This window comes from Acidaminococcus hominis (assembly GCF_022484025.1).
GTDB classification, from domain to species: Bacteria; Bacillota; Negativicutes; order Acidaminococcales; family Acidaminococcaceae; genus Acidaminococcus; species Acidaminococcus hominis.
Map to the genome: position 1 here is coordinate 1,174,126 of NZ_JAKVMG010000001.1, position 26,502 is coordinate 1,200,627.

Below are 26,502 nucleotides of genomic sequence, written 5' to 3' on the forward strand. Positions count from 1 at the left end.
ATCCGGACGTCTGTACCTGCGTATTCCATTTTTGCTTAAACTTACTGTTCCATGTCAAATGTTTAATTTCCTGGGGGAATTTTTTTGAAGCCATTACCACACCCCGCTCTCAGCGGCAAAATTACGATTGTTATCAAAAAGCGCCTGCTTGATTGCATCCAGGCCGCCGCGCTGTAAAAATGCACTGAATCCGGACGCGTCAACCGCGGACACGTTTAACGTGACGTTTCCGCCGGAAATCGCGGTAACGCCCCCGTTGCTTCCTAGGTCAGGAACGCGTCCGGCGTTAATAGCGTCCAGGTTATCCCGCCCAATGCGGTTAACCGCTTGAGACGTAATGACGTATTCCCCGTTGCTCAGCATTGCCGGGATAGAGTCGCTTGTCCCGGTGCCAGGTCCGGCAACATACCCGCCGGCAGCGTGACCAAAGCCGAACTTGCCCTTTGTGACGTTGCCAAAATCCATGCCAAACAGGGTATAACCTGCCCAACGGGCGGCCAGCTTGGGGGTGCCTACGATAGAGTAGACAGCAAACAGGCCCAACCACTCAGACGCAATTTTAAGGGCGTTCTGGAAAATCGTCTTGACAAAATCACCCAGGGCAGCCCCCGCGGATTTCGTCCCGGTCAAAATGCTGCCAAAAGCCTCTCCCATGGATTTGCCAGCTTCTTGCCAATAGCTGACCATGGCATCCTTCCAGTTTTTCGTATTTTTGACTTGGTTCGTTTCAGCTTCCCCAGCGTCAACCAATTTCTGTTTATAGTTGTCGACAAACTCCTGCAACGTCTCGTTTTTCGCGGCCATTTCGTCCTTAATGGCTTCAGGACTCATGCCCAGGACTTTTGCCAGGCCGTTAATACCCGCTTCTTGGTCCTCGCCTGCTGTAGCCATTGCCTGGTCGATTTCGGCCATTGCGTCCGTCACGGTCGTTTTAATGGCGTCCACATAAGCTTTAATGCTGTTGGGGTCGGCACCAAACGTGGCCATCAATTCCTTGCTATTTGCCTGCTGCTGTTTCAGACGCTCCGCATATTGCAAGGCTTCGATTTGAGCTTCGTAAAGCTCTTTGGCGTCCCGCTCCTGCTCGCTGATACGGTCCGCAACGGCCTGCCGGGTCCCGTCGTCCTGGATATTTTCTGCCAGCTTGATTTCCTTTTCGTAGCTGTCGATTAAATCGTCATAGGTCTTTTTGTACTCGGCCAGCTTGACCTTCCGGTCGGCGTCTGCTTTAGCCTCGCCGGTCAGCATCGTTGCCCGGACCTTCATTTCCTCGATGGCCGCCTTCTCGTTTGCCTGTCTGACACCGATCCAGTCCGTATATTTTTTAATGAGCGCGTCAACCTGCCGTTGCTGTTCCCGCTCCTCTTGACTCATTCTCGGGGCGGATTCATGCGGCGTGCTTCCCACGCTGCCGCCGGTTGCCTTGGGGGCCCGGCTGGCCGTGTGAAAACGGTTCTTGCTTTCGTCGTATTCACGGGGTACGCCCTTCCGCGGCCCAACCAGCTCGTCCCACGCGGTCCCGACGTACTCCTGTACCGCCCCGCCCAGGGTGGCCACGATGGATTTAATCTTGTCCCAAATAGCTTGCAGCGGTCGGAGAATTGGTGCCAAATAACCAGCGATGGTACTCCCGATATTCCGGGCGGCGTCGTTTAGTTTGTAAAAAATAATGATTACAGCTTTGACTGCTGTGTGGACAACTTCCAGTCCGGCGTCGATAGCGTCAAGCGCCCACTGGGCAATACTGCCAAACTCACTAAACGCGCTGGTTCCGTCGGACCACACCAGGTCCAGCAAATCCTGGGTAAAATCTACCAGGGTTTGTACTATTCCGGATTTATCAAAAGCCTCAAAGATGGCGCCACCAATGCCAGCACAGATAGTCACCATGTTGCCCTCAACGTCGCCCCATTCGTCGATAATGTTCTGCTTGGACTCAGCCATGGACCCGTCAAAAGTGTGCATGTAATCGGTTAGGCTTTTTACAGCGTCCTGGGCGTTCAGGGTTCCGTCGTCCATGGCTTCCATGGCCTCTTCGGCTGTCATACCCACGGATTCAAACGCCTTGTCCATATCCAGCCCGGACTGCTGCAATTCTTTCATTTGCCGGGAGGATACTTCGCCCGTTGCCTGGATTCTGGCTAAGGTACGGATAAGCGTTTCCGCACCCGCTTGTCCTTTGCCCAAACCCGCGGCGGTATCAGCACACAATTTAATCATGTGGGCGGCGTTGTTTGCGCTATAACCCAGGTTAACCAGGTCCATGCCCCATTGCTTGACCGCGGTCAGGTCGTAATTGGTATCGCGTCCAACGGCATTAAACAGTTTACCGGCTTCCGCCGCGTCTTCCGCCGCCGGTTTCCAGGCCGCGAATACAGCCGCGGATTTTTCAGTGGCCGCTCCCATAGCGGCCACGTTTTGGATAAATTGGGCAATGGCGGAGGCCGCCTTGACGGCCAGGGTACCAGCAAACGCCCCGGCGGCAACATCCAGGGACGTAAACGCCGCGGTGTTAACGCCTAGCTTCCCCGCTACGCTGTCCATCAGCTGCCCCAGGGAACTGTGTTTTTCTTCCACGTTTCCCAGGTTGCTAACCGTATCCTTGATAGCCTTGTTATATTCAGCGTTGACCTGCTTCTGGGCGTTCAGTTTCTCCCGTAAATCCTGCATGGCCCTAGCCTGTTCGGAGGTCGCGTTCGTGCCGGATTGCGTGGCTTTTTCCAGGTCCCGCAATTCCTTCTGCATGGCGGCTGCGGCTTGTGCCCCCTCGGCCAGGGCGCTGTTCAGCCGTCTTAATCCTTCATCATTGGTAAAGGTTTCCAGATTGATTTTTGCGTCTGCCATTTATTCCACCTCCTACAGGTCAATGTGTTCTTTCAGGTAATTTAAAAGATAGTCTGTAAAATATTGTTCGATCGCTTGCGCGTTCTTTTCGAAATAGGTCCCATGTGGTGCATATTCAGGGCCTTTCATGCCTTGCCGCGGTCCCCGTTTCCGGATTGCGCGTCCATAGGACCCCGTGTTGTACCATCGGGCAAAATAATTTGCGTAAACCGTTGCATTAACAACGCCTACGTTTCCAACTGTAAATTTTCCCTTTTGTATGTGTTTCGCAATTTCAACCCCGCCGAACCCTGTTTGTGGATGGGTACGCATGATATAGTCGCAGGTCGCGTTTTGCGCTTCCCGGGCGGCTCTCACAACGTCCGCGGCAAACCCCGCGTCTGTATATTTCTGGACTTTCGCCCGCAATTCTGCAATGGTTTCCACGCGCGATCACCTCAAATAATAATAAATAAGGGCCGCTGTGGCGGCCCTGTTTGGTTATTCGCCAGCGGTGAAGCCGGTTTTCATTTCTGGTTTACCAGTGCCGGTTGCTTTCATGCTGTATTCCACCAGGTCCTCCGCCGCACTGGTTTCCTCGAAACTCGTAACAACGGCGGTAAATTGCATATATTCCTTGGTGTCTACATCGACGTAAGCAAATTGCAGCGCGTTTTTATCGGTGCACTTGTCGTCATAGACAAAAGATTTCAGCACATTCTGGCCAACATCGTTTGCGATCGCCACCAGCTTGGAAGAAATTTCGAAACTCTTGCCAGTCGGGGCCGCGATGGACCAGCCGCCGCTGTCCTTGGTGGTCTTGCTTTGGGTATTAACCGTCGGACTCATTGTAAAATCTTCGGCCCCACCAATAAGAGTCCATTTCGGGGAGTCGGCGGTGGCACCGGTCCCATAGTTAACATATAACAGGCGCTTTTTCCCGGAAATACCGGTGGCGCCGTCAAATTGCGGCAAGTTTTCCGCCGTGATAGTTACACTCATTTAGATTAGTCCTCCTTTAACTGTCCTACACGAATTTTTAAATCAATGCTGCCGTTTTGCCATTCCCCCGCGTCCCCTACGATCGGTAAGCTGATAGACACGGCCCCAACGGTCAAGTCCACCAGGTTAAAACCTTCGGTGTTCAGGCTGCTGTTTAACGCTTCTCGCCCGTCGGTGCTTACCAAACGGCAAAACGTCGTTTCCAGCTTTTGGGCAACGTCTTTTCGGCCGCGGTAATTGCTGTAAATTTGCAGATTAATAGCCATGGTCCACACGGGGCCTGTCTTTGTATCCCGCGCGTCCATGTCGGCAGCGCCCAGGATACCGTAAGCAAACTCCGTTTGACTTCTGAAATAGTCCTCGATTTCGGCAATCGGCACAGCGCTGTCAAACCATTCCAGCCCTTGCCCGTTCAGGGTCGCGTACAATGCCTTGCTGATCGCGGTAAATGGTAATTTGTACGTCATAATTTACCGCCCCCCGTAACGGCCGTTGCCGTAATCTGCACATAGGCCGGTCGGCTTTCGTCAATCAACAACACATCGTTGATTTTATATGCTTTGCCGCCCCATTCCAGGCGCCACGTACTGTCCAGGTCCGGACACGTTTTCCGGGTATCCCGCACTAAAAAATAGCGGGTGTCCACGGTCACATAGTCGCCGATAATCTGCTGCTTGCTCTGGCTTTTGACGGTCACAAGCGCCCGCAGCTTTAAAAAATCCGTGTAAGTTGTTGCACTGACGCCGCCCAGGGCGTCTCGTTTAGGGGCGCTGGGTTTCATCAGTTTAATTGTTTCCGTAAATCGCCCCGGGTTCCTCCGGAACATTTTATGCTCCGGCCTTGCTCAGAACGGTAAAGCATTTGCCGTAGGTGTTCAGGTCCGTGAATCTAGCCACGGCGCGAACGACGGTGCTATTCGTTCTGAACCCTGCTTCCGTGCTGGACTGTACTTCCAGGGCGGGGTACGCGATATGGTACAGTGCTCTATAGTCACCAATAACAGCCGTATTATCAGCCAGGGCAGCCCCTTCTACAACGTGGATAGGACGGCTTTCGATCTGCCGCACGGTTTCGTTGTTGGCATCCCGTGCCAGCAGGTAACGGCCCTGGGTATCTTTGGCCAGTGCCATGGCTGCGAACGTGTTCTGGTTGACAACCACGGATGCGTTGGCGCCTGCATCCAGCGGGCAGGTAATGATGGCCTTTTTAATGGCATCGATAGCGCCCACGGTGCCGAAATCGGCGACGGTGTTCTTCTTTACATCGGACGGTGCAACGGCTTTAGCCAAGATGTCTTTGTTTACATCGTTGATATAAATGCGGTTAAACAGGGTAGCAATCAGGGCCACAATATCGGTGGCGCTGTCCCGAATCAGTTCATTAGATACAGGAATCAGCGCGCCCTTGCTGGCCAGGGTAAATGCCAGCTGGGTAAATGCTGCCTTGCCCTCTTTGATTGCGTTGTTTTCGTCAAAGGCTTCCAGCGTTACGCCTGCCTGGTTGGCGTAATCGATAACGGGGATTTTGCCGGAACGGGTACCAACGGTTACGCCGGTCACGATGGATCTCAGGTCTACGCCCTGCCGGTCATTTTCGACGATGGGCAGCAGGATTTCGGGAAGCAGAAACCCGCCGTCAGCAGACACGGCCCCATTTTGGCCGGTAGCCGCTGCCTGGAACGCTGCTTTCATGGTGGCATCCAGCTGGTTCATTTTCTCGCGATCACCGCGCAAAAAATCTTTCAGGGCGGCGTTAATCATTCCTCTAGTAATTTTTTCCATGGTCGTTTTCTTTCCTTTCTCCGCGGTCTCCGCGGCAACGGCTTTTTGATATTCATCCAGGGCGGCCTGCAGGCGCTGCTGTTCTTCGGCGCTCACCGGCTCCCTGTTTTCAACCTTCTTTTTCAGGCTGGCCCTGCTTGCGGCCAGCTCCCTTTTTAACTCCAGGGAGTGCAACATTAAAAATCTTCCTCCATTTCTCTGCCAGGGCGGGGTCCATCTTCCCCGGCGCTTTGTTTTTCCGCCGGTAGGCGGTCAGTTGCTCATAGGTGGGAGCATGTTTCCCTAACATTGACTGATACACGGGCAGGGATACGCGTCTGATTAGTAAATCTTCTTCCCGATCTACCCTCCGCATGTACCCTTCGAACAGGGCGTCCAATTCCCCAACTGTCAGCCGCTCAAATTCCCACGGCTTTAGGTTCAGTTCCCCATAGGCAATTTTTTCCAGCTCCGTTGCAAGGTCCGCAACGGTTTCATAAGACTTTATTTTTTGGTCCCCTGGGCCAGGTTTTTTGGGACCTTCCCAAACGTCCCCGACTTCATCAATGCGGGCACAAGGATTTTCATATATAAATCTTGCGCGCTCATCTCTGCCAGGGCGGCGGCCCAGATTTCGTCAAACGTTTCCACCGGTGTATTCTCCGGCATCCCGCCGCCGATAAGCCCCCATTTCAGCATGATGTAAAAATTCGTCAGGCTGGCCACGGCTACGGCTTTAAAAAGGCTGTTCCCGGGCAACTCCTGTTCGGCTCCCATGACGGCTTTCAACGGGTAACACACGGCGTACTCCTTGCCGCCCGCCTTGAATTTTACGGTTTTATCAATCGTTGTCATTTTTTCCTCCTTCGTTTCCCTGTTCTTCTCCCGGACTGTCACCCAGGGCACCGGTGCCGCCCCGCTGTGTCAGCATATCCGCCTCCGGCGTATCCAAACGCGGATATTTCAGGCTGGCCCGGGCTTCGTTGGGTGTTAAAATCCCGGCGCCGGTGTAGCTGCACAGAACGGACGCCTTGCTTTGGGCATCCAGTGTGTCGAACACATCGTTCACGGTCCCGAACCGTAACCCGGCTTCCCGCTGCCGTTCGGACAGTAGCTTAACAGACAATTCCGCTGCGTATTGTTCCAGAATCGGCGCGATCGTTTGACTAAAAAATTGCATCATCTGCGACGCGGAAAATGTTGCCGCACCGGTGCCGCCCATGCGATTCAGCATGGCCAGCGGAATACCAAACAGGGCGGAAATATCTTCCGCCTTGGACTCCTTGACAATCTGGTAATAATTACCAACGTCGTTGGTAATGTTGCTGGCTTCCATGCCAGCGGGCAGCGGCAAAATCGTGGCGTTGCTGTTGGACAGCAGCTCCTTGATTTGTGCTTGCAGCTCTTTCTGCTTCGTTTTGCTCAGATCGGACGTATAGGTTAGTACGATAGTACCGGAAAAACCGTTGGAAATGGTGCTCCGGATGGCGCCCTCCGCTTCTGCATTGGCTTGCAGCGTATCACGTAGCACAGCCCCCGCCGGGCGGCCCAGAATCCCGTTGGTGGAAAACGCCCGGAAATGCAGGATTTCATCGGGCAGGATTGTATACGTTTCGCCGTTTCTCGGGTCCGTATACCGGTAAACCAGTTTCCGCCCTCCATCCAGGATGTTCGCGTCGTCCCACACCACTTGCATACTCCCGGCGTCCAGGGGCACCAGGGCGGCAACGGCTGTTGTACGGTCACACTTGATATACGCAAACGCATTGCCATATAAAATCCGCTGTTTTTCCATAAATTCCCAAAATGCGTACGCATTAATCCCGGGGTACGGCTGGTAATTTAGCACAGTGGCGCTGCCGGGCACGGCGCCCGGTTCCGCGGTGGAATCGGGGCGATACACCGTCCACCGGAACTGTGCCAGGTTCTGTGCTAGGATTTTTACGCACGTTGCAAAAATAACATCGGCGTTGGGGCTGATGTTAAACGCGCGGCCATATCCTACCGGGGCCAGGTTTCGGTACTGTTTCGCCGTGGGATAACCACGGATGTAAGCCTTGATTTTTTCAAACATTTAGCCCTCCAGTTCCTTGTCCACGCTGGCAAATAAAGCAACTAGGGCGGGTGCGACAACGTACGCCTGCGGCTTTTTATCATCTTCACCGGAATCCGGATTCGGCTTCTTTTCGTCGTCCTCGCTATCATCCTGTTCAGGGTTTTCCGGCTCGCCTTCATCAGGTTCCGCAGGTTCATCATCGCTGCCCCCTTCCGGTTCGTCGTCCTTGTTTTCGTCGTCGTCGGCTTTCGCCCTGGATTTAATGACAAGATCATACAGGCTCCCGACAGCGGCCAGGGAACCTTCAGGGCGTTCCACCTTTTTAACCACCACGTTGTCAAAATATTCCGCGGCCTCGTCGGCGGTCATCCAAAAATCCCCGGCGTCCATGGCCGCGCTCACTTTATCAATGTCCCGGCAATGGGCTGCCAGGATATTCCGCTGAATGGCGTCAATCCGTTTCATGGCTTCCACGGCGTTCTGCAATTCCTCTTTATTTCCGTCGGCAACGGTCCAGCAGTTATGCAGCATCACAACGCTGTTTTCATCTACCACCACCTCGTCGCAAGCAAGTGCGATGATGGCGGCAATGCTGGCAGCCATAACATGGACGTTAGCCGTTGCCTTGTGTCCGCTGTTTTGGATGGCGTTTACGATGGTCAGGCCCGCAAACACATCTCCGCCCGGACTGTTAATGTCCAGGCTGTAATCTTCCGCGGCCCCCTGGATGCTGGCAACAACATCATCCGTTGCCTCACAATCATAAACGGCTCCGATTAAATTAAGATTTTCCATTCCCTCATTCCTTTCTGTACAATTGCAGCTGGGTAATCATGGCCCGGGCGCGGGGGTCCATCCCGGCGCTGCCCTCAGCCCATCCGCCTTCCCGATTGTCGTAGGCATCGGGGAGCCAGAAATCAAGCACCCAGGCGTCAGCCTTTGTCTTAAAACTCTCGTTACTGTCATAAATCGCCTGGAAATCATCCACGGCATCCTCCAGGTATCCATAACCGGCGACGATTTCCCGGTTTAAAATCCGGTCGTCGTCGTCCTCCACAATGTTCAGATATTCCTTTACTTCGTCTAACGTTACCATTTACTCACCCCTTACCATTTCCAGCCAGTCGTCCACGATTTCGTTGCCGTCAACATCGCCCCGGCTCCAATCAATATACGGGGCGATGAACCCCGTCAACATGGCGTCCACCGGGTCAATGCGGACGTTGCTATCAGCCCTCAGGCTGATTTTTTCCAGGCTATAATAGCCGGTCGGATTCTTGACCATTACCGCGTTCATCATGGCTTTTTCTAAAATATCTTCATTCTCGGCGCTATAGATGATTGCTTTATCTTTCCAGAGTCCGGACAGGATTTCAATATATTGACTCAACGCCTTGGGGCTCTGGTTTTGCAGGATAAACGTGTCGCACATCTCGGCCAGCTGTTCCTGAACACCGGCGATCCCGTAGGGGTCGGCGGCAATGGTCACATAGTGCAGGCCGTATTTCTCCATCGTCGCCCGGATAAATTCCAGGACCTGCCCGGCGTCAATATTTTCACCACCGCCGCCGGTGCAGAGAAACAGTTCCTTGTCTACGTAATCCCGGTACGGAAATTTATCGGCGTCCACGTGCATTTGCAGCTTGTTTTTAGGCATCCAGGAAACGACGTGGCAAAACATCCGCGGGGCACCTTTGGGGCTTCCGGCCTTTAAAATTTTCCCGTCCTGCTCCTTGACGATGGCCCCGAACCAAACGGAGGTTAAATCCAGAGTGTGGGACAGGTCAATGCCTAAATACCAATCTTTATAGCCCTTGCCCACAACATCGGCAAAATCAATAGGCGCGCCACACGCCTTCATTTGCTCAAACGTGCACAGCCCGCGGTCTTCCGCGGAATACCACACATTACATTGTTTGGTCGCAAATGATTGCAGATCAAACCCCTTAACCTCGTTCGCTGCCCGCGCTTTTGCCGTGTAGGATTTTTTAATATAATCCTTGACGGTGTATCCATCCTGTTGAAAAAGCAGTACCGGATTTGCCTTGCCCCACACTTTGATGGATGAAAAATCTTTTTTCGCTATGTCCTCTTTGTCCGGTTCACACAAAAACAGAAAAATTTCGTCTGGCAACGTTCCTTCGAACAGATTCTTCTCCAGGCTCAACCATTTTTTATGGTTCGTCCCGCCGATCTCAAACTGCGCCGTGCTCATGGTCACTAGCAATTTATCCTTGTAATGTCCTTGCCCATCCTGGATGGTCTTTGTTATGATTTCGTCGCACAACATTTCTTCATCGATGACGGCCACGCGGTTAGTAAATCCATCCAGGGATTTTTTCGCGCCGCTGCCGGTCCGAAACATATCCAGCTTGTTATTGGTAATCCGGCTCTTTGCCCAGCAGGCCGTCCGGTTTACGTTAGTATACGTTTCCGCCAGGTATGGGTCATTGTCGATAAATTTTACAAATTCATCAAAGCAGATTTCTGCGTTCTGCCCCTTGCAGCTGGCCAGTATGATATTTTCATTTCGGTATTTGCTCATGGTCATGAGATAATGCAGCACGCCGGACAATAAAAATGATTTTCCGTTACGCCGGGCAACGTAAATATTGGCTGTATTCACTAGATACCCGCCGTCCGGGCGCCTCAAACCGAAAATCCCGCACATGATAAATTTCTGCGCCGGGTATAATTCCAGGTGTTTAGCCTTGCCGTCCTGGTCCACGTAAATCAGCAAATTTAAAAATTTAAACATCGTTTTCATTTCGTCGGCGGCAAAACGATATTTTTTCGCAAGACTTAAAAAACGGGTAAAGCACAGCAGCTCCGCCCGCCCCAGCAGTCCCTTCTTATCGCGCTCAACCAACGCTCGGTAATAGTCGCCTATGTAGTTTTTCAGTTCCGCGGGGACCTTTGCGGTCCGCAGTTCCTTTTCATACATTCAACCACCACCAAACCGTTTCCTAAATTCCATAGTTCCCGCCCGGATTCTTTCCAGGGCTGCTTCCTTGTCCTTCTTATACATGGCATGGATTTCCGCGTGGCTCTCAATGCTTACCGTAATTAAATTATCCAGCCGGTAGGCCAGCTCCGGCGCTTCGTCTCGCTCTATGATATGATGGACCACCGGCCGCGCTGGACGGGAATAAATTCCAATGCCCATCATCCATATATCGTAACCCATGTATTTAATGAATACGTTTTTACGGCACTTCTCCCATTTTCGGCTGCCGTACATCTTCCGCGCTTCATTTTCCTGCATCCGCTTGTTCTGATATTTCCGAGTGCAGGTTGGGCAGCGTTTCCCTGTATACAGCTGGTGGCACGTAGGACAGCGCTTTTTAATCGCTCCCATTTTTTCGGGTATCTTCCAATAATTCAAAATATGGGTTTTTGTCTGCTTTCAGTTCTTCTTTGATGGAATCAAATTTTAAGGTTTTATATAACGCAATGGCAATCTTATTAAATTCCTTGTACAGTCCAATCAGTGTTGCCAATTCTTCCGGCTTCTTGACGCCCAGTCCGTCCTGAATTTCCTTTGATACCTCATTGCTCATAATGGTAAAACGGCAATATTGCAATATCAGATCTTTGTTGACGTCGTTTATACTGTCGCATTTATTTTTTAGACTGTATATAAATTGATAAAGATTATTGATTTCTCTTGTTCTGCTCGCTTTAGCCATTTGCGTTAACCACCTTGAGAAAAAATGTAAACCTACCGCCGAATTGCAAATTTCGTGCCAACTTTTACGAACCATACCCCCTATCTTGTGAAATATTTGTGAATAATTTGTGCAATAAAAATACCGTGCCAATAAGTGACACGGTATTTTTACGGAAGTCTCTGCTGTCAGTGTAAGAGGTGTGTAGTCCTTGACGCCGAAAACCCAACGAAAGGGATAAACCTACATAATACATTTTACCACTTTATTGGTCGCCAATCTACCAATGCTTTGCACAACGCATTTTTTGCTGCTGTGTAATCGCGGCGCAATGTTGTGTATGGTATCTTGATCGTGTTGGATATGGTCAGCAACGGTACGCCATACATACCATGGGCATATAACAGGTAACGGTTCTGGCCGTTGTCAATCCGTTTAATATATCCTTGCATCATCATTAGCTCGCGCTTTAACGCTTTAATGCGCTGTGTTGTTTCTTCCAGCCTTGCCACATCGTCAGCTATATCATGGGCGGTCCCGCCTTGTGTATAATCACGGCTCGGGTCAGCGGCGGACGGGGAAGATATAGCAAGGATAAACTCACGCCGTTCTTCTTCCAGCCTATTCATCTGTTGCACAATCGCCGCCGCTGCTTCCAGGAATTGGTCAGCTACGTTCATTGGCTTCCACCAGTTCGGCCAGTTCTTCCAGGCACTTGATGGCCTTGCGAATGTCCTTGCTGCCGCCTTTTTTAGGGTAGCGGTAAAGATATTTTACGTTGTCGTAGATGTACGGCGCTTCTTCCGCGCTGGCACCCCAGGCCATAATGCGCTGGATTTCCCGGCACTCGATACCGTCCCTCCAGGTGTACCGATCTGCTGCATCGTTTCCAGTGCTGTCAGCCTTGCCAGCTGGCACCCGCTTGGCTGTCGCAATAACGGGGCACTCGTCCAGTACGGACAGCGGCGTTCCGCATGTACTCATGTAACGGCAGCGCGGATCCAAATACTTCTTGTCAGCACTTAATTTAAAAGTACAATAGCTGCACAATTTGCAAACATCAATATCCGCAATGTGTATAGGTGGTGCAGGCGGGTTTTGTAATTTATTTTTCATGTTGTTGCCTCCTCATTAAAAAATCCTCGTAACATTGCCGTCCGCAGAAACAAATCTTTTTTCCGTGCCGGTCTTTCGTCCACCATTTCCAGGTCGGAGTGCAGCGAAAAACACCGCCGCAGTCACCGCACGCCCGGAAAACATCATGGTTTGCATACATAGTGCCTCCGTCCTAGGCTGCCCTCGGCCAGTCTCTTGCAATGGTCGCCACAAAACCAGTAGCGCTTATGCTTGTGGTAAAACGTGTATGGATATTTGCCCACCAGCGGGATGATGAACTCCTTGCCGCATTTGTCGCAAACATGGCGCCTGGCCTCAATGCTCCCTGCTCTCGTCGCTCCCATCAGATAGCGTGCCCCCAATCCGTAATACTGGCCAGCCCCATGATGGCAACGGCAGCCGTCGCCACGATAAATATAGCCAGCCCGATTAAGGCCGCTTCTGCTCTCCATTCGTGCATTTTAAACACCTACCTTTGCCAAATAAAATAATTCATCAGTCAACGGCTTTGCGTATTTCTTAAACATCTTCTGGGCGTCCCGGTAAACGTCTTGCCGTTCGCAAGGGACAATCCGTAGCCCGAACTTGTCGTCCTTTTCCAGCCTTGCCCCGCAATCCCGCACAGTCACCAGGGCTTCGAAAAGCTCCCGGCAATCACTGGCAAACGTCAGCAGCTTTAACCATAAATCGGAATCATCCGGCAGCCGTTCCGCCGCTGGGTCCATCACCACCAGCCCCATACCGTCAAAAATAGCATCATTGACCATTTTTACAGCATCATCAACACTATAAGCAACACAGGCCAGGGCGCCGGACGACTTGGCCATATGGATAAACCGCAACTGATCTTCCGTCGGCTTGTTGGGTTTAACTTTTACCTCCACGAAAAACATACGCCCCGTTGTGGGAAGGAACCCGGACAGGTCCGGGCGGCCCTTGGGCGCGCCGGTGGAAAACCACCGGCCGTCCTTGGTCTGAACCTTGCCAACGTTGATGCGCTCGACGTAGCATCCGCGCTCTGATAAAGCGATTTCAATTTCGTGCATTAAGTCTGTTTCTGTCATTTGTCCCCCCTAAACCATCCTTCGCTGAATTTCCGTGCCACCCCTCTATATTTCGGGGGCAGCTCCAAACCCATTTCTGCCGCCTTGTGCAGGCTCCACCCGAACTTGTACCCTTTGGCCTTGCGGAAAATTTCCAGCTCAGTAAACGTCTTGCAACGCTTGTAATCTCCATACGGAGATTCTTTGATTTCCTCTAGCGTCAGGCCGTCCACCGTTTCCTGCCCTCGCTCTTTGTCCACGCCGCTGCTGTCCTTTGCGGCTTTAAATTCATAGCCGCAATATGGGCACATCGGCGCCGGTTTAAAAACATGGAAGCACACCGGGCACTGCGTCACCGTCGTTTCCGCCTGTTTTTTCCGCTTTTTCGGTTTCAGGCTCCACTCCCGGTCGTCGTCCGGGAATCCATGGCGGGTATAATTGCCCACGTGGTCCAGGATGATAGCTTGTTTACCAGGATTGCCCGGGTCCGTCCTCATGGGCCGCATTGCCTGCTGGATGTACAGCGTTAACGATTTTGTGGGTCGCAACAAACACACGGCCTCGCAATCGGGAACGTCAAAACCCTCCCCGAATAGGTCAACGTTGCACAGCACCAGGACACGCCCGGCGCGGAAATCCTCAACGATTTTTTGTCGCAACGCCGCGGGTGTCTGTCCGTCCAGGTGTTCCGTGGGTATCCCGGCGGCCTGAAAAGCGGCCGCCGTCCCCTTGCTGGATTTAATAGTGGCACAATACACAATGGTTTTCTTACCGTCCGCGTAATGCTTCCAGTTTTTTACCGTGTCGCCGAAAATCGCTCCTTTTTCCATCAGCTCTGCAACCTCCTCGGGGGCGTAATCCCCGTTTCTGGTGTGCAGTCCCTTGGGGTCGGCCAGGGGCGCGGAATAAAGGTGGTACGGTGCCAGGTAATGGTTATCAATCAGCCATTTTGTGCTTACCGACGTTATGAGCTGCTGGAATACCTTGCCCAGTCCTCCCTCGCCCATCCGTTGGGGTGTCGCTGTAAAACCGACTACCAGGGCTTTTGGGAAATACTCAATAATTTTTTGGTAAGTCCTGGACAAGATGTGGTGGCAATTGTGCACCGCAATCCCGTTGGCAAAATAACTATGATTGCCCTCCACTTCTAGGTTATAGACATAACCGTTTCCACACACCTCTTTAAATCTTTCAGAACTTGATCGTTTGTAAATCTCAACACTTTCCACCCGTGCGATTTCAAATAATTGGTTTTCTTTGTGTCCGCTGCCTTCACCCGCAGCGCTCCATGAGAACCTCCGTCTGCTTCGATTGCGATCTTTTGTTTCCTGTTGGCTATGTCTACTTTGTAACAGGGAGGATACCCTAGGTTGCGCATTTTTGTTACAACGACCACCTCTGTTGGCCATCCTAAAGCCTTGCTCAGTAGTTTTTGTGGGATAGAATCCCCGGTTCCATTTCCGCCGCGTATACATGGTCTGTGGCCTATTCGCTTTAATGTTTTCTGCATCTTCTCTTTTGCTGCCAGATTCTTCATTGGGTTGTGAAGTTTCATTCTTTCTGAAGCCGTCTTCCGGTTTCGCTCTGCCATTTCTTTTCGGTAGCAGCGAATGCACCGATGGACTTTCTCCGGCGAACTCTTCATGGGTCCCCCGCATTTTGGGCATACATACATATACGCAATCTCCTTTCTTTAGTGCTCCTGCTTCTTTCCATATTCCAGGAACCACGAAAAACGGGTGATTCGGTGTACAAACCGTCTTTTTTCCATTGATAATTAAACGAACCAGGGCGTTCCCTATTGGATTCTTGAAGACTTTCGTTACTCTCTTGGGCATTATCCTTCTTGTTTTTTCATCGAACGACCTTACGTAGTCGCCCGGCCTGATGTTTTCAATCGGCACGCCGTCAACCAGTGTGCCAGCAACAAAGCATTCATCCACGATAATCAGCACCGGCGGGGCTAGGCTGCGCAAACGTCGGCTGGCCGTCTGTACCATCATCACGCTGCCCAGGTCAGAGTCCACGCCTTGCCGGTGCATGGTCCGCTTGATTTGCTCCACCAGCTCGCGCCGGTGGACTAAAAACAACACCCGTGCCCCGCTGTCCGTTGACGCCCTGGCAATGGTGGCAATGATAACGGATTTACCACCCCCACATCCCAGGACGGCGCACACGCGCTGGTTGCCGCGGTTAATAGCCGTCCGGATATTATCCACCAGGTCCCTTTGATATGGCCTCAGCTCCATCCGTTACCCTTCTTTCTTTTTGTCCTCCCTCTGTGCTTGGGCTCGTTCTTCCATGCATTTCTTCGCCCACGCCGCAAACGCTTCCAGGGCTTTCTTGGCCTGATAACGCCGGTAGATTTTTCGCCCTTCCTCGATGGCGAAAATAGCCAGGTCGATGGTGGCAAACAGCATTAACGCTTTAAAAAGTATATCCATAATTTACTCCTCCCATTCTGTTTCCAGGTCGTCTGTTTGGCCGGTGCTCCCGAAGCCGCCGTTGCCCCGCTCTGTTGGTGTCAGTTCGTCCACCTGCACCAGCTCAACCGGTACGTTAAACAGCAGCTGTGCGATACGGTCGCCGTGATAGATTGCGTCCTCCTGCTTCCAACTAGGGACGTCATAGTCGGGGTCAATCTCGCGATACAGCATACAAACCTCGCCGCGGTAATCGCTATCAATCAGCCCCACCCCGTTGGGGCAAACCAGCATTGTTTTTAAACCCATGCTGGACCGGGCAAGGACAAACGCGTGTATCCCTTCTGGAATTTCCAGGGCAAACCCTAACGGGGTTTTAGTCGTAACCCCGTTAATGCCAGGGATGTAATGCAGGCCGCGGTCGGAATCGTAATACTGATCTTCCCCTGTCCCATCAATCCGGGCGTAACAGTCATAAGCCGCCGCGCCTTTGGTTTTCTTGACGGGCATGTGCCCGCCCTGGAAAACCTTGATTTTCACCACCGGTAGTTTAGTCGTTTTTCTCATTTTCTTGCTCCTTTCTCAGTTCGTATCGCGCCCGAACCAATTTTCGGCGCTGCTCCTTAATGACGTCTTTTACGGCGTCAAGATTCTTGATTGCCGTGTTAACGATTTCTTCCCCCCTCTCCGGGTGGAATGTGATTTCATTCTGGCGAGCGCTCATGGAAGCCATGGTAAGCCGTCCCGCGTTTTCCATCATGCTAAAAACTAACGTAGCATTATTAATGGCCGTTTCTTTGCTCATGCTCCACCTCCTGCGCGATAGCATCCCGCAAACGATACCGCGCCAGTCGTAAACGATCAATGGCATCGGCGATTGCATCCTCTGCGTCAACAAGCCGTTGCACAGAATCGTTTAATCTCAGATTGTATCCGTATCGGTATCTCAAGTTCCAGTTCAGGCCACGTGCGATTTTCTGCGCATCGCGCAAGGCTGCTTTAGCGTGACATAAAGCCCTTTGGTCAATCATCCCCGCTCCGTCCTTCCCTTATGCAACGCCCGGGTTAACGCCAGGATAATCTTGTTATCGCTGTCAATCGTTGCCCCCAGCTTATGGTTTTCAAACTCCAGCTTCTCGATACGTTCCTGCAAAGCTTCGTTTTGCTGTTCTAGGTCGTCGATACGTTCCTCGTCTGCGTCAAGCATTGCGCACATTTCGTAAAGCTTATCCACTTTTTACACCCACTTTCTTATTTTCCTCAAAGTTCTACCATTTTGCACCCCCCCAGGGTAGAACCGGAAACCCGCATGGATACTAGCTCTACGCCACTTTTCTACCATTCTACCCTTTTTTCGTAGAGGGGGTAGCATAATATATAAATATATCCGGGAAGCCAGTTTATTCCGGAATTTTTAATCCCATACGTATCTATATATATATGGTAGAAATGGTAGAATGGTAGAAATAGTATTAAATATATAGGCGTGGTGCGGGTTTCCGGGTTTCGAAAATTCTACCCTCGTTCTACCATTTCTACCCTTTCAGAATTTTCTCGCAACTACTTGCCAGTCACCAAAACCACGTACGACGCTTTAACGCCGCAAATTGATTTAGTCCATAGCACCCTCCCGTCTGGCCTTGCAACGATTTTCCCCGTTGCTGCCCATTTTTTCTTGACCGCGGTAAAGTTAAATCCTTCCTCGGCCATAAACCGCATTAGCACCGACTTGTTTACGCTCACTTCATTTCCGCTTCGTCCGCCCCAAATACGCCCGTCACAGTCCCGGTGTTCCGCTTCGCCCACATGGGCAACGTAAAATTTATCGGTGTTTTCGGCGATCCAGTCAATGACGGCGCTATATGCACGCTCCGATACATCCACCTGTTTTTTGCTCAGCAGAAACGGGGCAACGTCGGAAGGCATTAGCCCGGGAATTTCGGATTTAAGGAAATAAATCCGAAATATATCATCCGCCACCGTCAGTAGCGCCATAGTCATTGCCTGTTTATCTGTCGTCCCCAGCTTCATCAGCTCCCGGAACGTCATATCGTAGGCAGCGCGGACGTCAACCTGCAGGGCCTTTTTGATGTATTCCGGCCCCAATGTGCCGTAATGCTCGTTAATCGCCCTGACCACCTGGTTTCCGTGTTCCACAACCGGGCCGTCACACTCGATTTCAATCACGCGGTTTTTTACGCCGCCACCGGAATTTTCGCCGGTAACGGGTTCTTCTCCTGTAAATATAAATCCAGTGTTCCAGGTTTCGGGCTTTTCCACGCGCCGGTCCGCTGTCATGCGTGCCCGGCCGGTCTTTTCAGTGATACGGTATAACAGGCGGTCATAGCCGTTAAAACGGTCTTTGATGGTCTGTAGTTCGTCGCCGAAAAACGGGATGTTTCGCAACGTCGATGCAATGCCCACCAATGCGTTATCCGTCATGTTCATGGTCCGGACCATCGCGCCAAATTGCGGGTTTCCCCACACGCTGGCCGCCACCATGATACCAACCGTTTTTCCGCTGCCGGTGCCGCCCCAGAGATGAAATACATAGGGGAGCCCTTTGATGATTTCCAGCAGGGGCGCGGCCAGGCTCGCAGCAACGGTCAAACGCAGGTAAATGTTGTCCATCAACGGTCGCACGATCTTGAGCCATTCGTCCAGTGTGCCCTTTTGCTTGATTGCATTAACCAGGGCGTCGCCGGTCGGTCCGGCGTCAATGGTCAGCCCGTCAACATACGGAGCAAAGCCGCCGTCCTCCGTCCATCCAAAATGGTCGATAAACGTCTCTCGTGGCATATCTGCCGGGTTTTCCGTCACGCATTCGCTGATGTATTTAACAAGGTATTGTGCGTTGTCCGTCGTGACTTCCAGACCGTTATTTGCCAGGTTTACAATACGGTTTTTATTGGCAACGTCGGCCCGGTCGGCTGTAACGTTGGCCCATTTGCCCGCCTTGTAAAAATCAAGCCGGATACGTTCCTCACCCGTTTCCGCGTTAACCAAAATACCCGTAGGCAACGTGGGAATCCTGGAGGCCCATTGATAGGTAAAATCACCGTTATTTCCTTTTGTGGTCATGCGACGGATCCCTTCATCATCGGCGATCCAGTCGCCGCACCGCAAGGCCAGCGGCTGCCCCGTAAAATGGGTAACATTTTCGTTCCCCTTGCGCTCTTGTGCCAGCTTGATTCTGGCCGCTTGCAGGTTTTTGCAAAACTCACGCTTGATGGATAGATCGGACGCCCGGAACGTGGCCAGGCTCTCCGCCCGCTGCTGCTGCACCGGGTCGTCAATCTGAATCAGTTTTAAAAGGAAATCCTCGGAAACAAGGTCCGCGCGGTCAAGGTTCCGGAAATATTCCTCGGAAAACTCCACCATTGGGAAGTTGTACCCGCGGATTTTTTCCGGATCCCCGCCCGCTTCCAGGTAGTCGGCAACGTCACCCTTGACCGGGCACTCTGGCCAGATTTCGGGCAGCGGAAGGCCCTTCGCACCGCGTGCTTCCCATGCCTTGCCGTACACAGCCCCTGGGCCGTCGTTGTCCGGGATGATAACCTTCTTGGCAAATTTATCGACGGCCTTTCGGTCCGTTTCAGACAAGTTCGGCGACTCTGCCCCCGTGTTTGTGCTGGTGGCCAGGAATCCCGCGTTCGTCATCGCGTCGGCGCATTTCTCGCCCTCAACGATGTACAGCGTTTCCGTTTTCTTTGCCGCCGTCAGCCGGTCCAGGTTGTACAGGTTATTGCAGGGCTTTGGCTTTTTATAAATCACCGTTCCGTCCGGCCCAGTATACAAAAAGCTGAATTTTTTGTGCCCGTCTGCAAATTTTTCCCGAATTTTGCAATAGGCTTCTTTCCCGTCCGGGTTCCGGTAGGTGTATACAATCCGCTCTACTCTCCGCCCGTGGTCCTTTGGCCTTGACGGCGCAACGGGTGCAGGCGGTTCCCCGCCCACATCCAGGGCTTTTAACACCGCCGGGAGGGACGCGTGGCATTTGTGACAAAATGCCAGCGTTTTATCCCCGTCCTGGTTGATGTACAGATGGTCCTCGTCACCGCACACTGGGCACTGCGCCACCAGGGCACCGCCGCGCTTATGGACGTTATTTAATTTTCCCAGGATTTCTTCATAGCTCAAAACGGACATTCTTCAACGCCCGTTTCAATGGGGGCGGGGGTGGCGCTGCTGTCGTTTCCTTTCAGCTTTTTCAGGGCGGGAACCTTAAATTTCCCGGCGCGAATATCTGCGACGGGCAACGTGTCGGCGATATATTGCCGCGTTTTGACCTTGCCGTCCTTATTGATGTATTCTTCTTCCCCGATCACGGCACCAAAAATTAAGCCGTTCAGGGCCGGTGCCTGCTGCGCGTCGGGCAAGCTGTTCCAACGGTCCATGGTCCAGCCGCGGTTGGATTTTTCCAGGGCAAGAAGGAAGTGTTTCAGCATCCCCAGGGCCGCCGGTTTATAGCTCCGGAACAGCCGCGGCAGCCCCCAGTTATTTGTTGTTGCGTTTTTTTGGTTATGTCCAGCCCATTCGCCCTCGTTGTAGTCCCATTCAACCTGGAAATACTGTTTTTCCGGTTTTTCCGTTGCGTTGATGATGGTCAGCACATAGCCGCCAACGGGCGGGCGATTACCACCGTTCGTAGACTCATTTACATCATTCCAATTAACTTTCTGCATTGTTCGTTTCCCCCTTCACATCGTTCTTAATCGGTGCCATTTCGTAATATTCGCGGATTTCCGTGTCCACCTTTTTCAGGTCATTTTCGATTTTTTCGGGAAATAACCCCATGGGGGACTTTGCCGGTGTAAACCCGTCGCTTTGAGTGGTAAACCAATGATTCTTGCCGTCCGTCTCAGCCAATAAAACAATGGAAAACAGCCCCTCCACCGTCAGCTGGTTATCCAGCATTTTCCCGCTTGTCTTTGCTTTGATAAATCCGTTATCGTCCCGTTCGGTGTGGTGCAGCAGGTAAACGATCACGGCTGGAGGCGTCTCCCGTACGATAAAGTCAATCAGATTGCGGAAATCTACCGCGCACTGGGTGAATTTTCCGTACCCCATATCTTTAACATGGTCAAACAAGAAAAACGCCATTAAATACTGGGAATCGTCGACAACGTAGGTTCTCAGCTTTGGCCGCTTCAACGCGGCTTCGATTTCTTTGTATCCCGCGTTGTTGAAAACCGGCAGTTTTTTTCGAAACGGCAGCGGCTTCCCGGCAACGTTGAAGATACCGATTTCATCAGGTTCAAAATTTCTCAGGCTTGCGGATTTTCCGCTGCCGCTGGCCCCCAGGACCAATACAGGCATACCCATTTTTAAACCACCTCGCACACGAATTTGTCCGGCAGTTCTGTTACGGTTACGCCCGGCACGATTTCCCCGTCCGCTGTGACCATGTGGCCGCCGTCCACCCTGCAGGATTTTTTTAGTCCCGCCCAATCAACGGATTTTTTAACCTTGATAAACTCCGGCGCGCCACTTTCAGCAAATGACAGCAGCGCGGCCTCGTCACGGTCGACTTTCGCCGGGACCTTGCGGAATCCCAATTTTCCACCAGGCAGGGAAATAGTCCGCTTCTTCTTTCCGGCCAGTGCTTCCTCTGCATATCCGGCGAGCAAGGCTTCGAAATGTTCGCAGTCCCGGTTGTACGGGGCAATGGTGTTTTCCAGCCATTGGTCCAGCTGCCGTTTCTTTGCTTCATAAAAAGCCCGGGCGTCCATGATTTCCGCTTTCGCTTCGGAGATTTTTTCTAGGCACCAGTTCGCCTGGTCATCGTTTTCCGGCTTCCAATGCTCCCGGCTCTCAGCAGGTACGGGGGCTGTAAAATCCAGGTAATCAGATTCAAGCATCCTTATTCACCTCTTTCTTATTTTCAGCTTCCAGGGCTTTTTGCAACGCTTCTACGCAATCCGCGGGGACCTCCACCAGGTCGTTAAACCTGGTTTTCCGTATGTTCTTCAGCAGCTGCTCCGTTGCACTTTTAAGGTTCATCAACTCCAACCTCCTTTAATAATTTTTTGTAATCCAGACCCAAAACCTTGCAGGCCAGATAAATGGTAGACTCACTGGGCGCCCCGCCTATGCTGATTAAGGAAGCCCATGAGTTTGGGCTTATCCCGATTTTAACGGACAGAGTAAAATTTGCGACACATTTAGCAATTCGGGCGCGCTCCAGTATTTCCGCGGCCTTTTTGCGTTGTTCCCGGTTCAGGAACGGTATCCGCATCGGGGCCGTTTTTACCAGGCTGCGCATGGGTACTTCGGGCGCGATATAGTCCCGGATTTTTAGGTATTGCCACGGCTCCAGGATGGTGGACTGAGGCATCCTTTCCCACCGTGACAGCCAAGAGTTGTCGTGGTCCGTTTGCCTTGCAACCTCTGTACCCGTAATACGCCGTGTTATTCTGATATAACGTACCCAATCTCGAAAGTTGTTTGCCATCTCATTGTCCACTAGCATCCCCTCCTTGCTCCAGCCATTCCAGAAAATGCTCCCTGGTGGCCAGGTATTTCTTGCCAATCCGAAAAACCTTCAGTTTCCCGGATTTCATGATTTCCCGCGCTCTGTATTCGCTACAATCCAAGGCGTTCATGATGGATTCAATATCCAGCACGGACGGCAACGCGGCCCCGAACACCGGCCCTTTAAACCGGGCTTCCAGATTTTTCACCCGCTGCTCCAGTACGGCAATGCGGGCGTCAATGGTTTCCATAAAACCACCCCTTTAATTCAGTAGGTTCTTAATTCATGGCTTCCAGGTCATCGCCAATGACGGCATCAATCAGCTTCATAAGAAAATGTGCCACTTTTTCCTTTTCTTCCGGATGCTCCTTGATTAACTGCCCTATGTGAGACCCTAAGGACGCCAGCATAGTGGCGGTATCCATGGCCTGAAATACATGGGAGCCGTATTTCTTGAGTTCCTTTTTGTCGATTCTTTCCGCGTCGTCGGCACTGTCCAGACGCGTTGCAAGGATTAACACTTGCTTAAATCCAGCGCCTTGTAATGCACTGCCTGCCAAATCAAAGGCTTGTTTTTCTGTGATTTCATTTTCCATGGTTTTTTCCCCTTTCGTTCAGTTCGTCGCAGATTTCTCGCGCCTTTGCCCAGTCGCTTTGCCGGTATTCGCAAAATGACCACTTGGGGTCTGTCGTTAACGTTTCCCAAACTGGCAAACCGTCGATGTAGGTTTTTTTCTGAACGGCCCAGGCCATACCCCGGCAACGGCTAATAACCCTCCATATTTCCCGGCTCATGGCTTTGCACACAGCGCGCCCGCGATGATGATAAACACCGCGATGGTCGTAGCTGCCCCCGCCATCATCCCTTTGGCAAAATCTGGCCAGTCCATAAAATCGGCGATAGGTGCCAGTATCGGCGTCAGCAGGATTTCCGGCAATGTGTAATCTCGTTTCATAAGGTTTCCTCCTTTATAATGTCGGCCGGGGATACGTCCAGGGCCGCGGCAATCTTGTACAGTGTTCTTTCACTGGCCTTGCGTCGTTTTGCTTGCAATGCAAATAATGTTGCAAGCGATAAATTAGCGCTTTTTGCAAGGTCTGCAAAACTCATAAGCTTTTTAAGGGTCATTTCTTTAACCTTCTTCATATCAATTTCTACCGTTTTAACCATGGCTACCTCCTTGTGTTTTACGCAATTTCTTGAGTGTCGACGGTAAAAAAATAAACCGGGATTTCGGCAACGGAAAGTCTTAATAATTTGCTTGCTAATAAAATTTCCGGTTGGCTCCACGCTGCGGCGTTATTTAGCTTTAAAGACACCGTGCGCTGGCTCATACCCATAGCCGCGGCAAATTTTTCTTGCGTTCCAAGAATTTCCTTGATTCTCCCTTTCAGCTTTTTGTAACTGAACCTCATTACCATCACCTCCTTTTTTGCTCAATTTCTTGAGTAACTTAATAATACGACTTTTTGCTCAAAAAATCAATAGATAAATTTAAATTTCTTGAACTTTTGCTCAAAAAATTGTATAATACTAAGGAAAGAAGGTGAAAGAATGAGCACTGCTGAACGATTGAAGAAAGCACTTGAAATCCGTGATATGACGCAAGCAGAGTTGTCTAGGTTGACCGGAATAGGTACATCTGGCATTGCTCAGTATTACCACGGGAAAGTAGTGCCTAAGCAAGACAAGGTATACTTAATGGCAAAAGCGTTAAACGTAAACCCGGCCTGGCTAATGGGGTTAGACGTACCCATGCAAGCGGGCTTAACGTCTGTTAATTTTAAACGTGTGCCCATGTTGGGATATGCAGCAGCAGGCGCGCCCCTGGAAGATATAAACCAGGATACGCCGTATTATGACATTGACAATTGTTATAAAGTAGATTTTTGTATTACCATATCCGGCGACTCTATGGTCAACGCTGGCATCAATGACGGCGATATAGTTTTTATCAAGCAGCAGCCGGAGGTGGAAGTCGGGCAGATCGGTTGTTTCGAGATTGGCGGCGAACGGGTATGCCTTAAACGATTTTATAAAACGGACACCGGCGTCATGCTGGTGTCCGAAAACCCGAAATATGCGCCCATGGTTTTCAACGCCGACAATTGCCAGGATTTCCGCTGTTTGGGCCTGGCCGTGCTAAAACAATCTGTTATTAAATAAAGGAGGATATTATTATGAGTAAGAAGAAAATTGCTATTGCAGGAATTGGACTACTAATCATTTTAGGCGTGTATGCCACATCGCCGTCTGGAGGAAAATATGCTTTTGAGAACAATAAGATTACCAAAATAATGCAACTTAAAAACCAGAAACAGTTAGACGGTATAACGGCAGCGTTAAAATCAACAGAAATAGATCCGGAGAAAATAAAGGCGTGGAAAGTAACGGACAGAGCGGACCCAAACGGAAGAAAATATTATAGCTTCTCTACGGACGGGAAAGGGTACAGCTATGGATTATGGTTGAATCCAAATTTCACAGTCCATTCTGTAATGTATTCAGGCGTAACATTGTATGAAGAAGGAAAGGTGCTTGAAAAAATAACGGATAATATCCCATCCGAGAGAGAAATGCAACATATGCAAAAGCAAGTTGAAAAGGTAGTAAAAGCCAACTTGAAAGCACCTTCTACCGCAAAATTTAGCAATTTCAAGTTCGGAAAGATTCACGGCGTCGGGATCGTATCTGGCTTTGTTGACGCTCAGAATTCTTTTGGTGCTATGATCCGCACCCCTTTTAGTGCTTCGTTTGACTTTAAGCAAAACGGAACAATGACTAAAGTGGAAATTGACGGGGACGAGTTAGAAAAGGACTAACTATGGAAATCATCCATTCGCCCAATGGCACCTGGGGTTTCCGCACCGTCATTGGCCTTGATCCGGCAACGGGAAAGCGCAAGCGCGTATCCCGGTTCGGCTTCCAGCGCCGCAAAGACGCGGAGGCCGCATTGCGGGAAATCCAGGAATCGGTCAAAAAACAGCAATACGTACCCGGATCCAGCGTAACTCTTGAAGCCTTTGCCGCGGACTGGTTAAAAATCTATGCCCAGCAAGTCAAAATATCGACGGTCCGAATCCGGAAGCATAATATCGCCTGGCTGAATCGGTATTTTGCAAAAATCCCCTTGCAGCAGATTACAAAACGTGATTACCAGATGTTTTTGCTGGACCTCAAAGACAAATTACAGCCCAACACGATATGCGGGGTACACGCAACGGCCAAAATGATTTTTAAAAAGGCCCGGGAATTTGAACTCATTTACAACGATCCTACGGAGTTCGCATCGCCTCCCCGCCCGTCCCGAAAAATCATTGATCCGGAACAAGACGTACCGCAATACCTAGAAAAAGCGGATTTGCAACGTTTTCTGGACGAATCCAGACGGCATACTCAGCACGGCGATTATACAGCGCTTTTTATGCTGCTGGCATATACTGGCCTCCGGATTGGGGAAGCCCTTGCCCTGACGTGGGAAGATATTGATCTGGACGCCGGGACCCTTAAAGTCACCAAAACCCTGTACAACCCCACCAGCCGTTACAATGCCTATACGTTCTTGCCACCCAAAACGCGGACGTCAGCGCGGATTTTATCCTTGCCCGCCCAGTTGGTCGCGGAACTCAAAAAATACCGCCTGGATGTAACGGCGCGCCGGTTTACTTTTGGGGAATTGTGGCATTATCCCGAAGGCAGCCGTGCCGGGTTTGTATTTACGGCACCCATGCACCCGGGGTATCCCCTTACGCAGCGCAGCGTCCAGCACCATATCGATCATATACAGCAGGTTATTAAGCCGCCGCTTCCTTGCCGCGTACATCCCCATATTTTCCGCCACACCCATGCGTCGCTGCTGGCCGAGGCGGGCGTTGACCTCGTAGATATTATGGAACGGTTAGGCCATTCCGACGATACCACAACACGTAAGATTTACTTACATGTTACCAAACGCATGAAACGCCGGGCGGCGGAAAAATTTGCAGAACTGATGGAACGGTAGTCAATCCCCACGTTTTGCCATCATTTTTCCCATGTTTTTCCCGCCCAGATTTTCACCAGACATTCACCAGATTTTCACCAGATTTTTTCCCATTTTTCCCACGGTTTCCCATAGTTTCCCCTTTTGCATAAA

37 protein-coding genes are annotated in these 26,502 nt (G+C 51.2%); 3 read left to right on the plus strand and 34 right to left on the minus strand.

The genetic code is table 11. From position 1 onward, the window contains the following. Positions 1–93: 93 nt before the first annotated feature. The 34 genes from LKE88_RS05090 to LKE88_RS05255 all read right to left on the minus strand — a co-directional run bounded on the left by LKE88_RS05090 (position 94) and on the right by LKE88_RS05255 (position 23,782). Positions 94–2,844 carry a tape measure protein gene (locus tag LKE88_RS05090; protein ID WP_276802920.1) on the minus strand — a complete coding sequence of 917 codons (2,751 nt, stop codon included), beginning with the start codon at positions 2,842–2,844 and terminating at the stop codon, positions 94–96. A 12-nt stretch (positions 2,845–2,856) separates the two neighbouring features. Then, the gene (locus LKE88_RS05095) at positions 2,857–3,270 is read right to left on the minus strand and encodes a hypothetical protein (RefSeq protein WP_276802921.1); all 414 of its coding nucleotides are present in this window, start codon (positions 3,268–3,270) and stop codon (positions 2,857–2,859) included. A gap of 54 nt (positions 3,271–3,324) precedes the next feature. Beyond that, complete coding sequence (locus LKE88_RS05100; protein WP_276802922.1) at positions 3,325–3,825, minus strand: phage tail tube protein; 501 nt, start codon at positions 3,823–3,825, stop codon at positions 3,325–3,327. Positions 3,826–3,830: 5 nt separating this feature from the next. Next, on the minus strand, positions 3,831–4,292 hold the full coding sequence (locus LKE88_RS05105) for a hypothetical protein (protein WP_276802923.1): 462 nt from the start codon (positions 4,290–4,292) through the stop codon (positions 3,831–3,833). Beyond that, positions 4,289–4,651 carry a phage head completion protein gene (locus LKE88_RS05110; protein ID WP_276802924.1) on the minus strand — a complete coding sequence of 121 codons (363 nt, stop codon included), beginning with the start codon at positions 4,649–4,651 and terminating at the stop codon, positions 4,289–4,291. The genes LKE88_RS05105 and LKE88_RS05110 overlap by 4 nt, the downstream gene beginning before the upstream one ends. Position 4,652: 1 nt before the next feature. Beyond that, positions 4,653–5,783, minus strand: a complete 1,131-nt coding sequence (locus LKE88_RS05115) for a phage major capsid protein (RefSeq protein WP_276802926.1) — start codon at positions 5,781–5,783, stop codon at positions 4,653–4,655. A 306-nt stretch (positions 5,784–6,089) separates the two neighbouring features. Continuing rightward, on the minus strand, positions 6,090–6,440 hold the full coding sequence (locus LKE88_RS05120) for a hypothetical protein (protein ID WP_276802927.1): 351 nt from the start codon (positions 6,438–6,440) through the stop codon (positions 6,090–6,092). Further along, on the minus strand, positions 6,427–7,659 hold the full coding sequence (locus tag LKE88_RS05125) for a phage portal protein (RefSeq protein ID WP_276802929.1): 1,233 nt from the start codon (positions 7,657–7,659) through the stop codon (positions 6,427–6,429). Before LKE88_RS05125 ends, LKE88_RS05120 begins: the two co-directional genes overlap by 14 nt. Then, entirely contained in the window at positions 7,660–8,436 is a 777-nt protein-coding gene (locus LKE88_RS05130; protein WP_276802930.1) for an ATP-dependent Clp protease proteolytic subunit, read from the minus strand. It lies immediately after the preceding gene. A 4-nt stretch (positions 8,437–8,440) separates the two neighbouring features. Beyond that, positions 8,441–8,737 carry a head-tail connector protein gene (locus tag LKE88_RS05135; protein WP_276802931.1) on the minus strand — a complete coding sequence of 99 codons (297 nt, stop codon included), beginning with the start codon at positions 8,735–8,737 and terminating at the stop codon, positions 8,441–8,443. Further along, on the minus strand, positions 8,738–10,585 hold the full coding sequence (locus LKE88_RS05140; RefSeq protein WP_276802933.1) for a terminase TerL endonuclease subunit: 1,848 nt from the start codon (positions 10,583–10,585) through the stop codon (positions 8,738–8,740). Next, on the minus strand, positions 10,586–10,828 hold the full coding sequence (locus LKE88_RS05145; protein WP_276802935.1) for a hypothetical protein: 243 nt from the start codon (positions 10,826–10,828) through the stop codon (positions 10,586–10,588). A gap of 157 nt (positions 10,829–10,985) precedes the next feature. Further along, on the minus strand, positions 10,986–11,330 hold the full coding sequence (locus tag LKE88_RS05150) for a hypothetical protein (protein WP_276802936.1): 345 nt from the start codon (positions 11,328–11,330) through the stop codon (positions 10,986–10,988). Between the two features lie 236 nt (positions 11,331–11,566). Further along, on the minus strand, positions 11,567–11,989 hold the full coding sequence (locus LKE88_RS05155) for a hypothetical protein (RefSeq protein WP_276802937.1): 423 nt from the start codon (positions 11,987–11,989) through the stop codon (positions 11,567–11,569). Then, on the minus strand, positions 11,976–12,293 hold the full coding sequence (locus LKE88_RS05160) for a hypothetical protein (RefSeq protein WP_276802939.1): 318 nt from the start codon (positions 12,291–12,293) through the stop codon (positions 11,976–11,978). The genes LKE88_RS05155 and LKE88_RS05160 overlap by 14 nt, the downstream gene beginning before the upstream one ends. 147 nt (positions 12,294–12,440) lie before the next feature. Next, positions 12,441–12,581 carry a hypothetical protein gene (locus LKE88_RS05165; RefSeq protein WP_276802940.1) on the minus strand — a complete coding sequence of 47 codons (141 nt, stop codon included), beginning with the start codon at positions 12,579–12,581 and terminating at the stop codon, positions 12,441–12,443. A gap of 305 nt (positions 12,582–12,886) precedes the next feature. Continuing rightward, complete coding sequence (locus LKE88_RS05170; RefSeq protein ID WP_276802941.1) at positions 12,887–13,489, minus strand: VRR-NUC domain-containing protein; 603 nt, start codon at positions 13,487–13,489, stop codon at positions 12,887–12,889. After that, a complete protein-coding gene (locus tag LKE88_RS05175; protein WP_276802943.1) occupies positions 13,486–15,717 on the minus strand; it encodes a DEAD/DEAH box helicase family protein in 2,232 nt (743 codons plus the stop codon). The genes LKE88_RS05170 and LKE88_RS05175 overlap by 4 nt, the downstream gene beginning before the upstream one ends. Before the next feature lie 3 nt (positions 15,718–15,720). After that, positions 15,721–15,912: a hypothetical protein gene (locus LKE88_RS05180; protein WP_276802945.1), complete on the minus strand. Its 192-nt coding sequence runs from the start codon at positions 15,910–15,912 to the stop codon at positions 15,721–15,723. Between the two features lie 3 nt (positions 15,913–15,915). Further along, on the minus strand, positions 15,916–16,458 hold the full coding sequence (locus LKE88_RS05185) for a dUTP diphosphatase (protein WP_276802947.1): 543 nt from the start codon (positions 16,456–16,458) through the stop codon (positions 15,916–15,918). Beyond that, positions 16,442–16,696, minus strand: coding sequence for a hypothetical protein (locus LKE88_RS05190; RefSeq protein ID WP_276802949.1), 255 nt, complete (start codon positions 16,694–16,696; stop codon positions 16,442–16,444). Before LKE88_RS05190 ends, LKE88_RS05185 begins: the two co-directional genes overlap by 17 nt. Next, positions 16,674–16,922, minus strand: coding sequence for a hypothetical protein (locus tag LKE88_RS05195; RefSeq protein WP_276802951.1), 249 nt, complete (start codon positions 16,920–16,922; stop codon positions 16,674–16,676). Before LKE88_RS05195 ends, LKE88_RS05190 begins: the two co-directional genes overlap by 23 nt. Then, positions 16,919–17,098 carry a hypothetical protein gene (locus LKE88_RS05200; RefSeq protein ID WP_276802953.1) on the minus strand — a complete coding sequence of 60 codons (180 nt, stop codon included), beginning with the start codon at positions 17,096–17,098 and terminating at the stop codon, positions 16,919–16,921. The genes LKE88_RS05195 and LKE88_RS05200 overlap by 4 nt, the downstream gene beginning before the upstream one ends. Before the next feature lie 353 nt (positions 17,099–17,451). Beyond that, complete coding sequence (locus LKE88_RS05205) at positions 17,452–20,031, minus strand: DUF927 domain-containing protein (protein ID WP_276802954.1); 2,580 nt, start codon at positions 20,029–20,031, stop codon at positions 17,452–17,454. Then, positions 20,028–20,576: a hypothetical protein gene (locus LKE88_RS05210; RefSeq protein WP_276802956.1), complete on the minus strand. Its 549-nt coding sequence runs from the start codon at positions 20,574–20,576 to the stop codon at positions 20,028–20,030. The genes LKE88_RS05205 and LKE88_RS05210 overlap by 4 nt, the downstream gene beginning before the upstream one ends. After that, positions 20,563–21,216 (minus strand): DEAD/DEAH box helicase family protein, encoded by a 654-nt coding sequence (locus LKE88_RS05215; RefSeq protein WP_276802957.1) that lies wholly within the window; start codon positions 21,214–21,216, stop codon positions 20,563–20,565. Before LKE88_RS05215 ends, LKE88_RS05210 begins: the two co-directional genes overlap by 14 nt. Before the next feature lie 2 nt (positions 21,217–21,218). Beyond that, complete coding sequence (locus LKE88_RS05220) at positions 21,219–21,752, minus strand: host-nuclease inhibitor Gam family protein (protein WP_276802959.1); 534 nt, start codon at positions 21,750–21,752, stop codon at positions 21,219–21,221. Further along, positions 21,745–21,894, minus strand: a complete 150-nt coding sequence (locus LKE88_RS05225) for a hypothetical protein (protein WP_276802960.1) — start codon at positions 21,892–21,894, stop codon at positions 21,745–21,747. Before LKE88_RS05225 ends, LKE88_RS05220 begins: the two co-directional genes overlap by 8 nt. Beyond that, positions 21,884–22,357, minus strand: coding sequence for a hypothetical protein (locus LKE88_RS05230; protein WP_276802961.1), 474 nt, complete (start codon positions 22,355–22,357; stop codon positions 21,884–21,886). Before LKE88_RS05230 ends, LKE88_RS05225 begins: the two co-directional genes overlap by 11 nt. Beyond that, positions 22,347–22,616 (minus strand): helix-turn-helix domain-containing protein, encoded by a 270-nt coding sequence (locus tag LKE88_RS05235; protein ID WP_276802962.1) that lies wholly within the window; start codon positions 22,614–22,616, stop codon positions 22,347–22,349. Before LKE88_RS05235 ends, LKE88_RS05230 begins: the two co-directional genes overlap by 11 nt. A gap of 28 nt (positions 22,617–22,644) precedes the next feature. Next, positions 22,645–22,962, minus strand: coding sequence for a hypothetical protein (locus LKE88_RS05240; RefSeq protein ID WP_276802964.1), 318 nt, complete (start codon positions 22,960–22,962; stop codon positions 22,645–22,647). Between the two features lie 195 nt (positions 22,963–23,157). Continuing rightward, a complete protein-coding gene (locus LKE88_RS05245) occupies positions 23,158–23,322 on the minus strand; it encodes a hypothetical protein (protein WP_276802966.1) in 165 nt (54 codons plus the stop codon). Beyond that, the gene (locus tag LKE88_RS05250; protein ID WP_276802967.1) at positions 23,319–23,537 is read right to left on the minus strand and encodes a helix-turn-helix domain-containing protein; all 219 of its coding nucleotides are present in this window, start codon (positions 23,535–23,537) and stop codon (positions 23,319–23,321) included. Before LKE88_RS05250 ends, LKE88_RS05245 begins: the two co-directional genes overlap by 4 nt. A 17-nt stretch (positions 23,538–23,554) precedes the next feature. Then, a complete protein-coding gene (locus LKE88_RS05255) occupies positions 23,555–23,782 on the minus strand; it encodes a DUF739 family protein (protein WP_276802968.1) in 228 nt (75 codons plus the stop codon). Positions 23,783–23,921: 139 nt separating this feature from the next. Between LKE88_RS05255 and LKE88_RS05260 the strand changes: the two genes are divergently transcribed. The 3 genes from LKE88_RS05260 to LKE88_RS05270 are packed head-to-tail and all read left to right on the plus strand — an operon-like array spanning position 23,922 to position 26,370. Next, complete coding sequence (locus LKE88_RS05260) at positions 23,922–24,533, plus strand: LexA family protein (RefSeq protein ID WP_276802969.1); 612 nt, start codon at positions 23,922–23,924, stop codon at positions 24,531–24,533. A gap of 14 nt (positions 24,534–24,547) precedes the next feature. Next, on the plus strand, positions 24,548–25,189 hold the full coding sequence (locus LKE88_RS05265) for a hypothetical protein (protein WP_276802970.1): 642 nt from the start codon (positions 24,548–24,550) through the stop codon (positions 25,187–25,189). A 2-nt stretch (positions 25,190–25,191) separates the two neighbouring features. Beyond that, positions 25,192–26,370: a site-specific integrase gene (locus tag LKE88_RS05270; RefSeq protein WP_276802971.1), complete on the plus strand. Its 1,179-nt coding sequence runs from the start codon at positions 25,192–25,194 to the stop codon at positions 26,368–26,370. Positions 26,371–26,502 lie beyond the last annotated feature (132 nt).

Excerpts from the sequence above, each read along its gene's own strand:
- LKE88_RS05090 (WP_276802920.1), bottom strand. The coding sequence starts at position 2,844 with ATGGCAGACGCAAAAATCAATCTGGAAACCTTTACCAATGATGAAGGA.
- LKE88_RS05100 (WP_276802922.1), bottom strand. The coding sequence starts at position 3,825 with ATGAGTGTAACTATCACGGCGGAAAACTTGCCGCAATTTGACGGCGCC.
- LKE88_RS05105 (WP_276802923.1), bottom strand. The coding sequence starts at position 4,292 with ATGACGTACAAATTACCATTTACCGCGATCAGCAAGGCATTGTACGCG.
- LKE88_RS05110 (WP_276802924.1), bottom strand. The coding sequence starts at position 4,651 with ATGTTCCGGAGGAACCCGGGGCGATTTACGGAAACAATTAAACTGATG.
- LKE88_RS05115 (WP_276802926.1), bottom strand. The coding sequence starts at position 5,783 with ATGTTGCACTCCCTGGAGTTAAAAAGGGAGCTGGCCGCAAGCAGGGCC.
- LKE88_RS05120 (WP_276802927.1), bottom strand. The coding sequence starts at position 6,440 with ATGACAACGATTGATAAAACCGTAAAATTCAAGGCGGGCGGCAAGGAG.
- LKE88_RS05125 (WP_276802929.1), bottom strand. The coding sequence starts at position 7,659 with ATGTTTGAAAAAATCAAGGCTTACATCCGTGGTTATCCCACGGCGAAA.
- LKE88_RS05130 (WP_276802930.1), bottom strand. The coding sequence starts at position 8,436 with ATGGAAAATCTTAATTTAATCGGAGCCGTTTATGATTGTGAGGCAACG.
- LKE88_RS05135 (WP_276802931.1), bottom strand. The coding sequence starts at position 8,737 with ATGGTAACGTTAGACGAAGTAAAGGAATATCTGAACATTGTGGAGGAC.
- LKE88_RS05140 (WP_276802933.1), bottom strand. The coding sequence starts at position 10,585 with ATGTATGAAAAGGAACTGCGGACCGCAAAGGTCCCCGCGGAACTGAAA.
- LKE88_RS05145 (WP_276802935.1), bottom strand. The coding sequence starts at position 10,828 with ATGGGTTACGATATATGGATGATGGGCATTGGAATTTATTCCCGTCCA.
- LKE88_RS05150 (WP_276802936.1), bottom strand. The coding sequence starts at position 11,330 with ATGGCTAAAGCGAGCAGAACAAGAGAAATCAATAATCTTTATCAATTT.
- LKE88_RS05155 (WP_276802937.1), bottom strand. The coding sequence starts at position 11,989 with ATGAACGTAGCTGACCAATTCCTGGAAGCAGCGGCGGCGATTGTGCAA.
- LKE88_RS05160 (WP_276802939.1), bottom strand. The coding sequence starts at position 12,293 with ATGAGTACATGCGGAACGCCGCTGTCCGTACTGGACGAGTGCCCCGTT.
- LKE88_RS05165 (WP_276802940.1), bottom strand. The coding sequence starts at position 12,581 with ATGCAAACCATGATGTTTTCCGGGCGTGCGGTGACTGCGGCGGTGTTT.
- LKE88_RS05170 (WP_276802941.1), bottom strand. The coding sequence starts at position 13,489 with ATGACAGAAACAGACTTAATGCACGAAATTGAAATCGCTTTATCAGAG.
- LKE88_RS05175 (WP_276802943.1), bottom strand. The coding sequence starts at position 15,717 with ATGGAGCTGAGGCCATATCAAAGGGACCTGGTGGATAATATCCGGACG.
- LKE88_RS05180 (WP_276802945.1), bottom strand. The coding sequence starts at position 15,912 with ATGGATATACTTTTTAAAGCGTTAATGCTGTTTGCCACCATCGACCTG.
- LKE88_RS05185 (WP_276802947.1), bottom strand. The coding sequence starts at position 16,458 with ATGAGAAAAACGACTAAACTACCGGTGGTGAAAATCAAGGTTTTCCAG.
- LKE88_RS05190 (WP_276802949.1), bottom strand. The coding sequence starts at position 16,696 with ATGAGCAAAGAAACGGCCATTAATAATGCTACGTTAGTTTTTAGCATG.
- LKE88_RS05195 (WP_276802951.1), bottom strand. The coding sequence starts at position 16,922 with ATGATTGACCAAAGGGCTTTATGTCACGCTAAAGCAGCCTTGCGCGAT.
- LKE88_RS05200 (WP_276802953.1), bottom strand. The coding sequence starts at position 17,098 with ATGCTTGACGCAGACGAGGAACGTATCGACGACCTAGAACAGCAAAAC.
- LKE88_RS05210 (WP_276802956.1), bottom strand. The coding sequence starts at position 20,576 with ATGCAGAAAGTTAATTGGAATGATGTAAATGAGTCTACGAACGGTGGT.
- LKE88_RS05215 (WP_276802957.1), bottom strand. The coding sequence starts at position 21,216 with ATGGGTATGCCTGTATTGGTCCTGGGGGCCAGCGGCAGCGGAAAATCC.
- LKE88_RS05220 (WP_276802959.1), bottom strand. The coding sequence starts at position 21,752 with ATGCTTGAATCTGATTACCTGGATTTTACAGCCCCCGTACCTGCTGAG.
- LKE88_RS05225 (WP_276802960.1), bottom strand. The coding sequence starts at position 21,894 with ATGAACCTTAAAAGTGCAACGGAGCAGCTGCTGAAGAACATACGGAAA.
- LKE88_RS05235 (WP_276802962.1), bottom strand. The coding sequence starts at position 22,616 with ATGGAAACCATTGACGCCCGCATTGCCGTACTGGAGCAGCGGGTGAAA.
- LKE88_RS05240 (WP_276802964.1), bottom strand. The coding sequence starts at position 22,962 with ATGGAAAATGAAATCACAGAAAAACAAGCCTTTGATTTGGCAGGCAGT.
- LKE88_RS05245 (WP_276802966.1), bottom strand. The coding sequence starts at position 23,322 with ATGAAACGAGATTACACATTGCCGGAAATCCTGCTGACGCCGATACTG.
- LKE88_RS05250 (WP_276802967.1), bottom strand. The coding sequence starts at position 23,537 with ATGGTTAAAACGGTAGAAATTGATATGAAGAAGGTTAAAGAAATGACC.
- LKE88_RS05255 (WP_276802968.1), bottom strand. The coding sequence starts at position 23,782 with ATGAGGTTCAGTTACAAAAAGCTGAAAGGGAGAATCAAGGAAATTCTT.
- LKE88_RS05260 (WP_276802969.1), top strand. The coding sequence starts at position 23,922 with ATGAGCACTGCTGAACGATTGAAGAAAGCACTTGAAATCCGTGATATG.
- LKE88_RS05265 (WP_276802970.1), top strand. The coding sequence starts at position 24,548 with ATGAGTAAGAAGAAAATTGCTATTGCAGGAATTGGACTACTAATCATT.
- LKE88_RS05270 (WP_276802971.1), top strand. The coding sequence starts at position 25,192 with ATGGAAATCATCCATTCGCCCAATGGCACCTGGGGTTTCCGCACCGTC.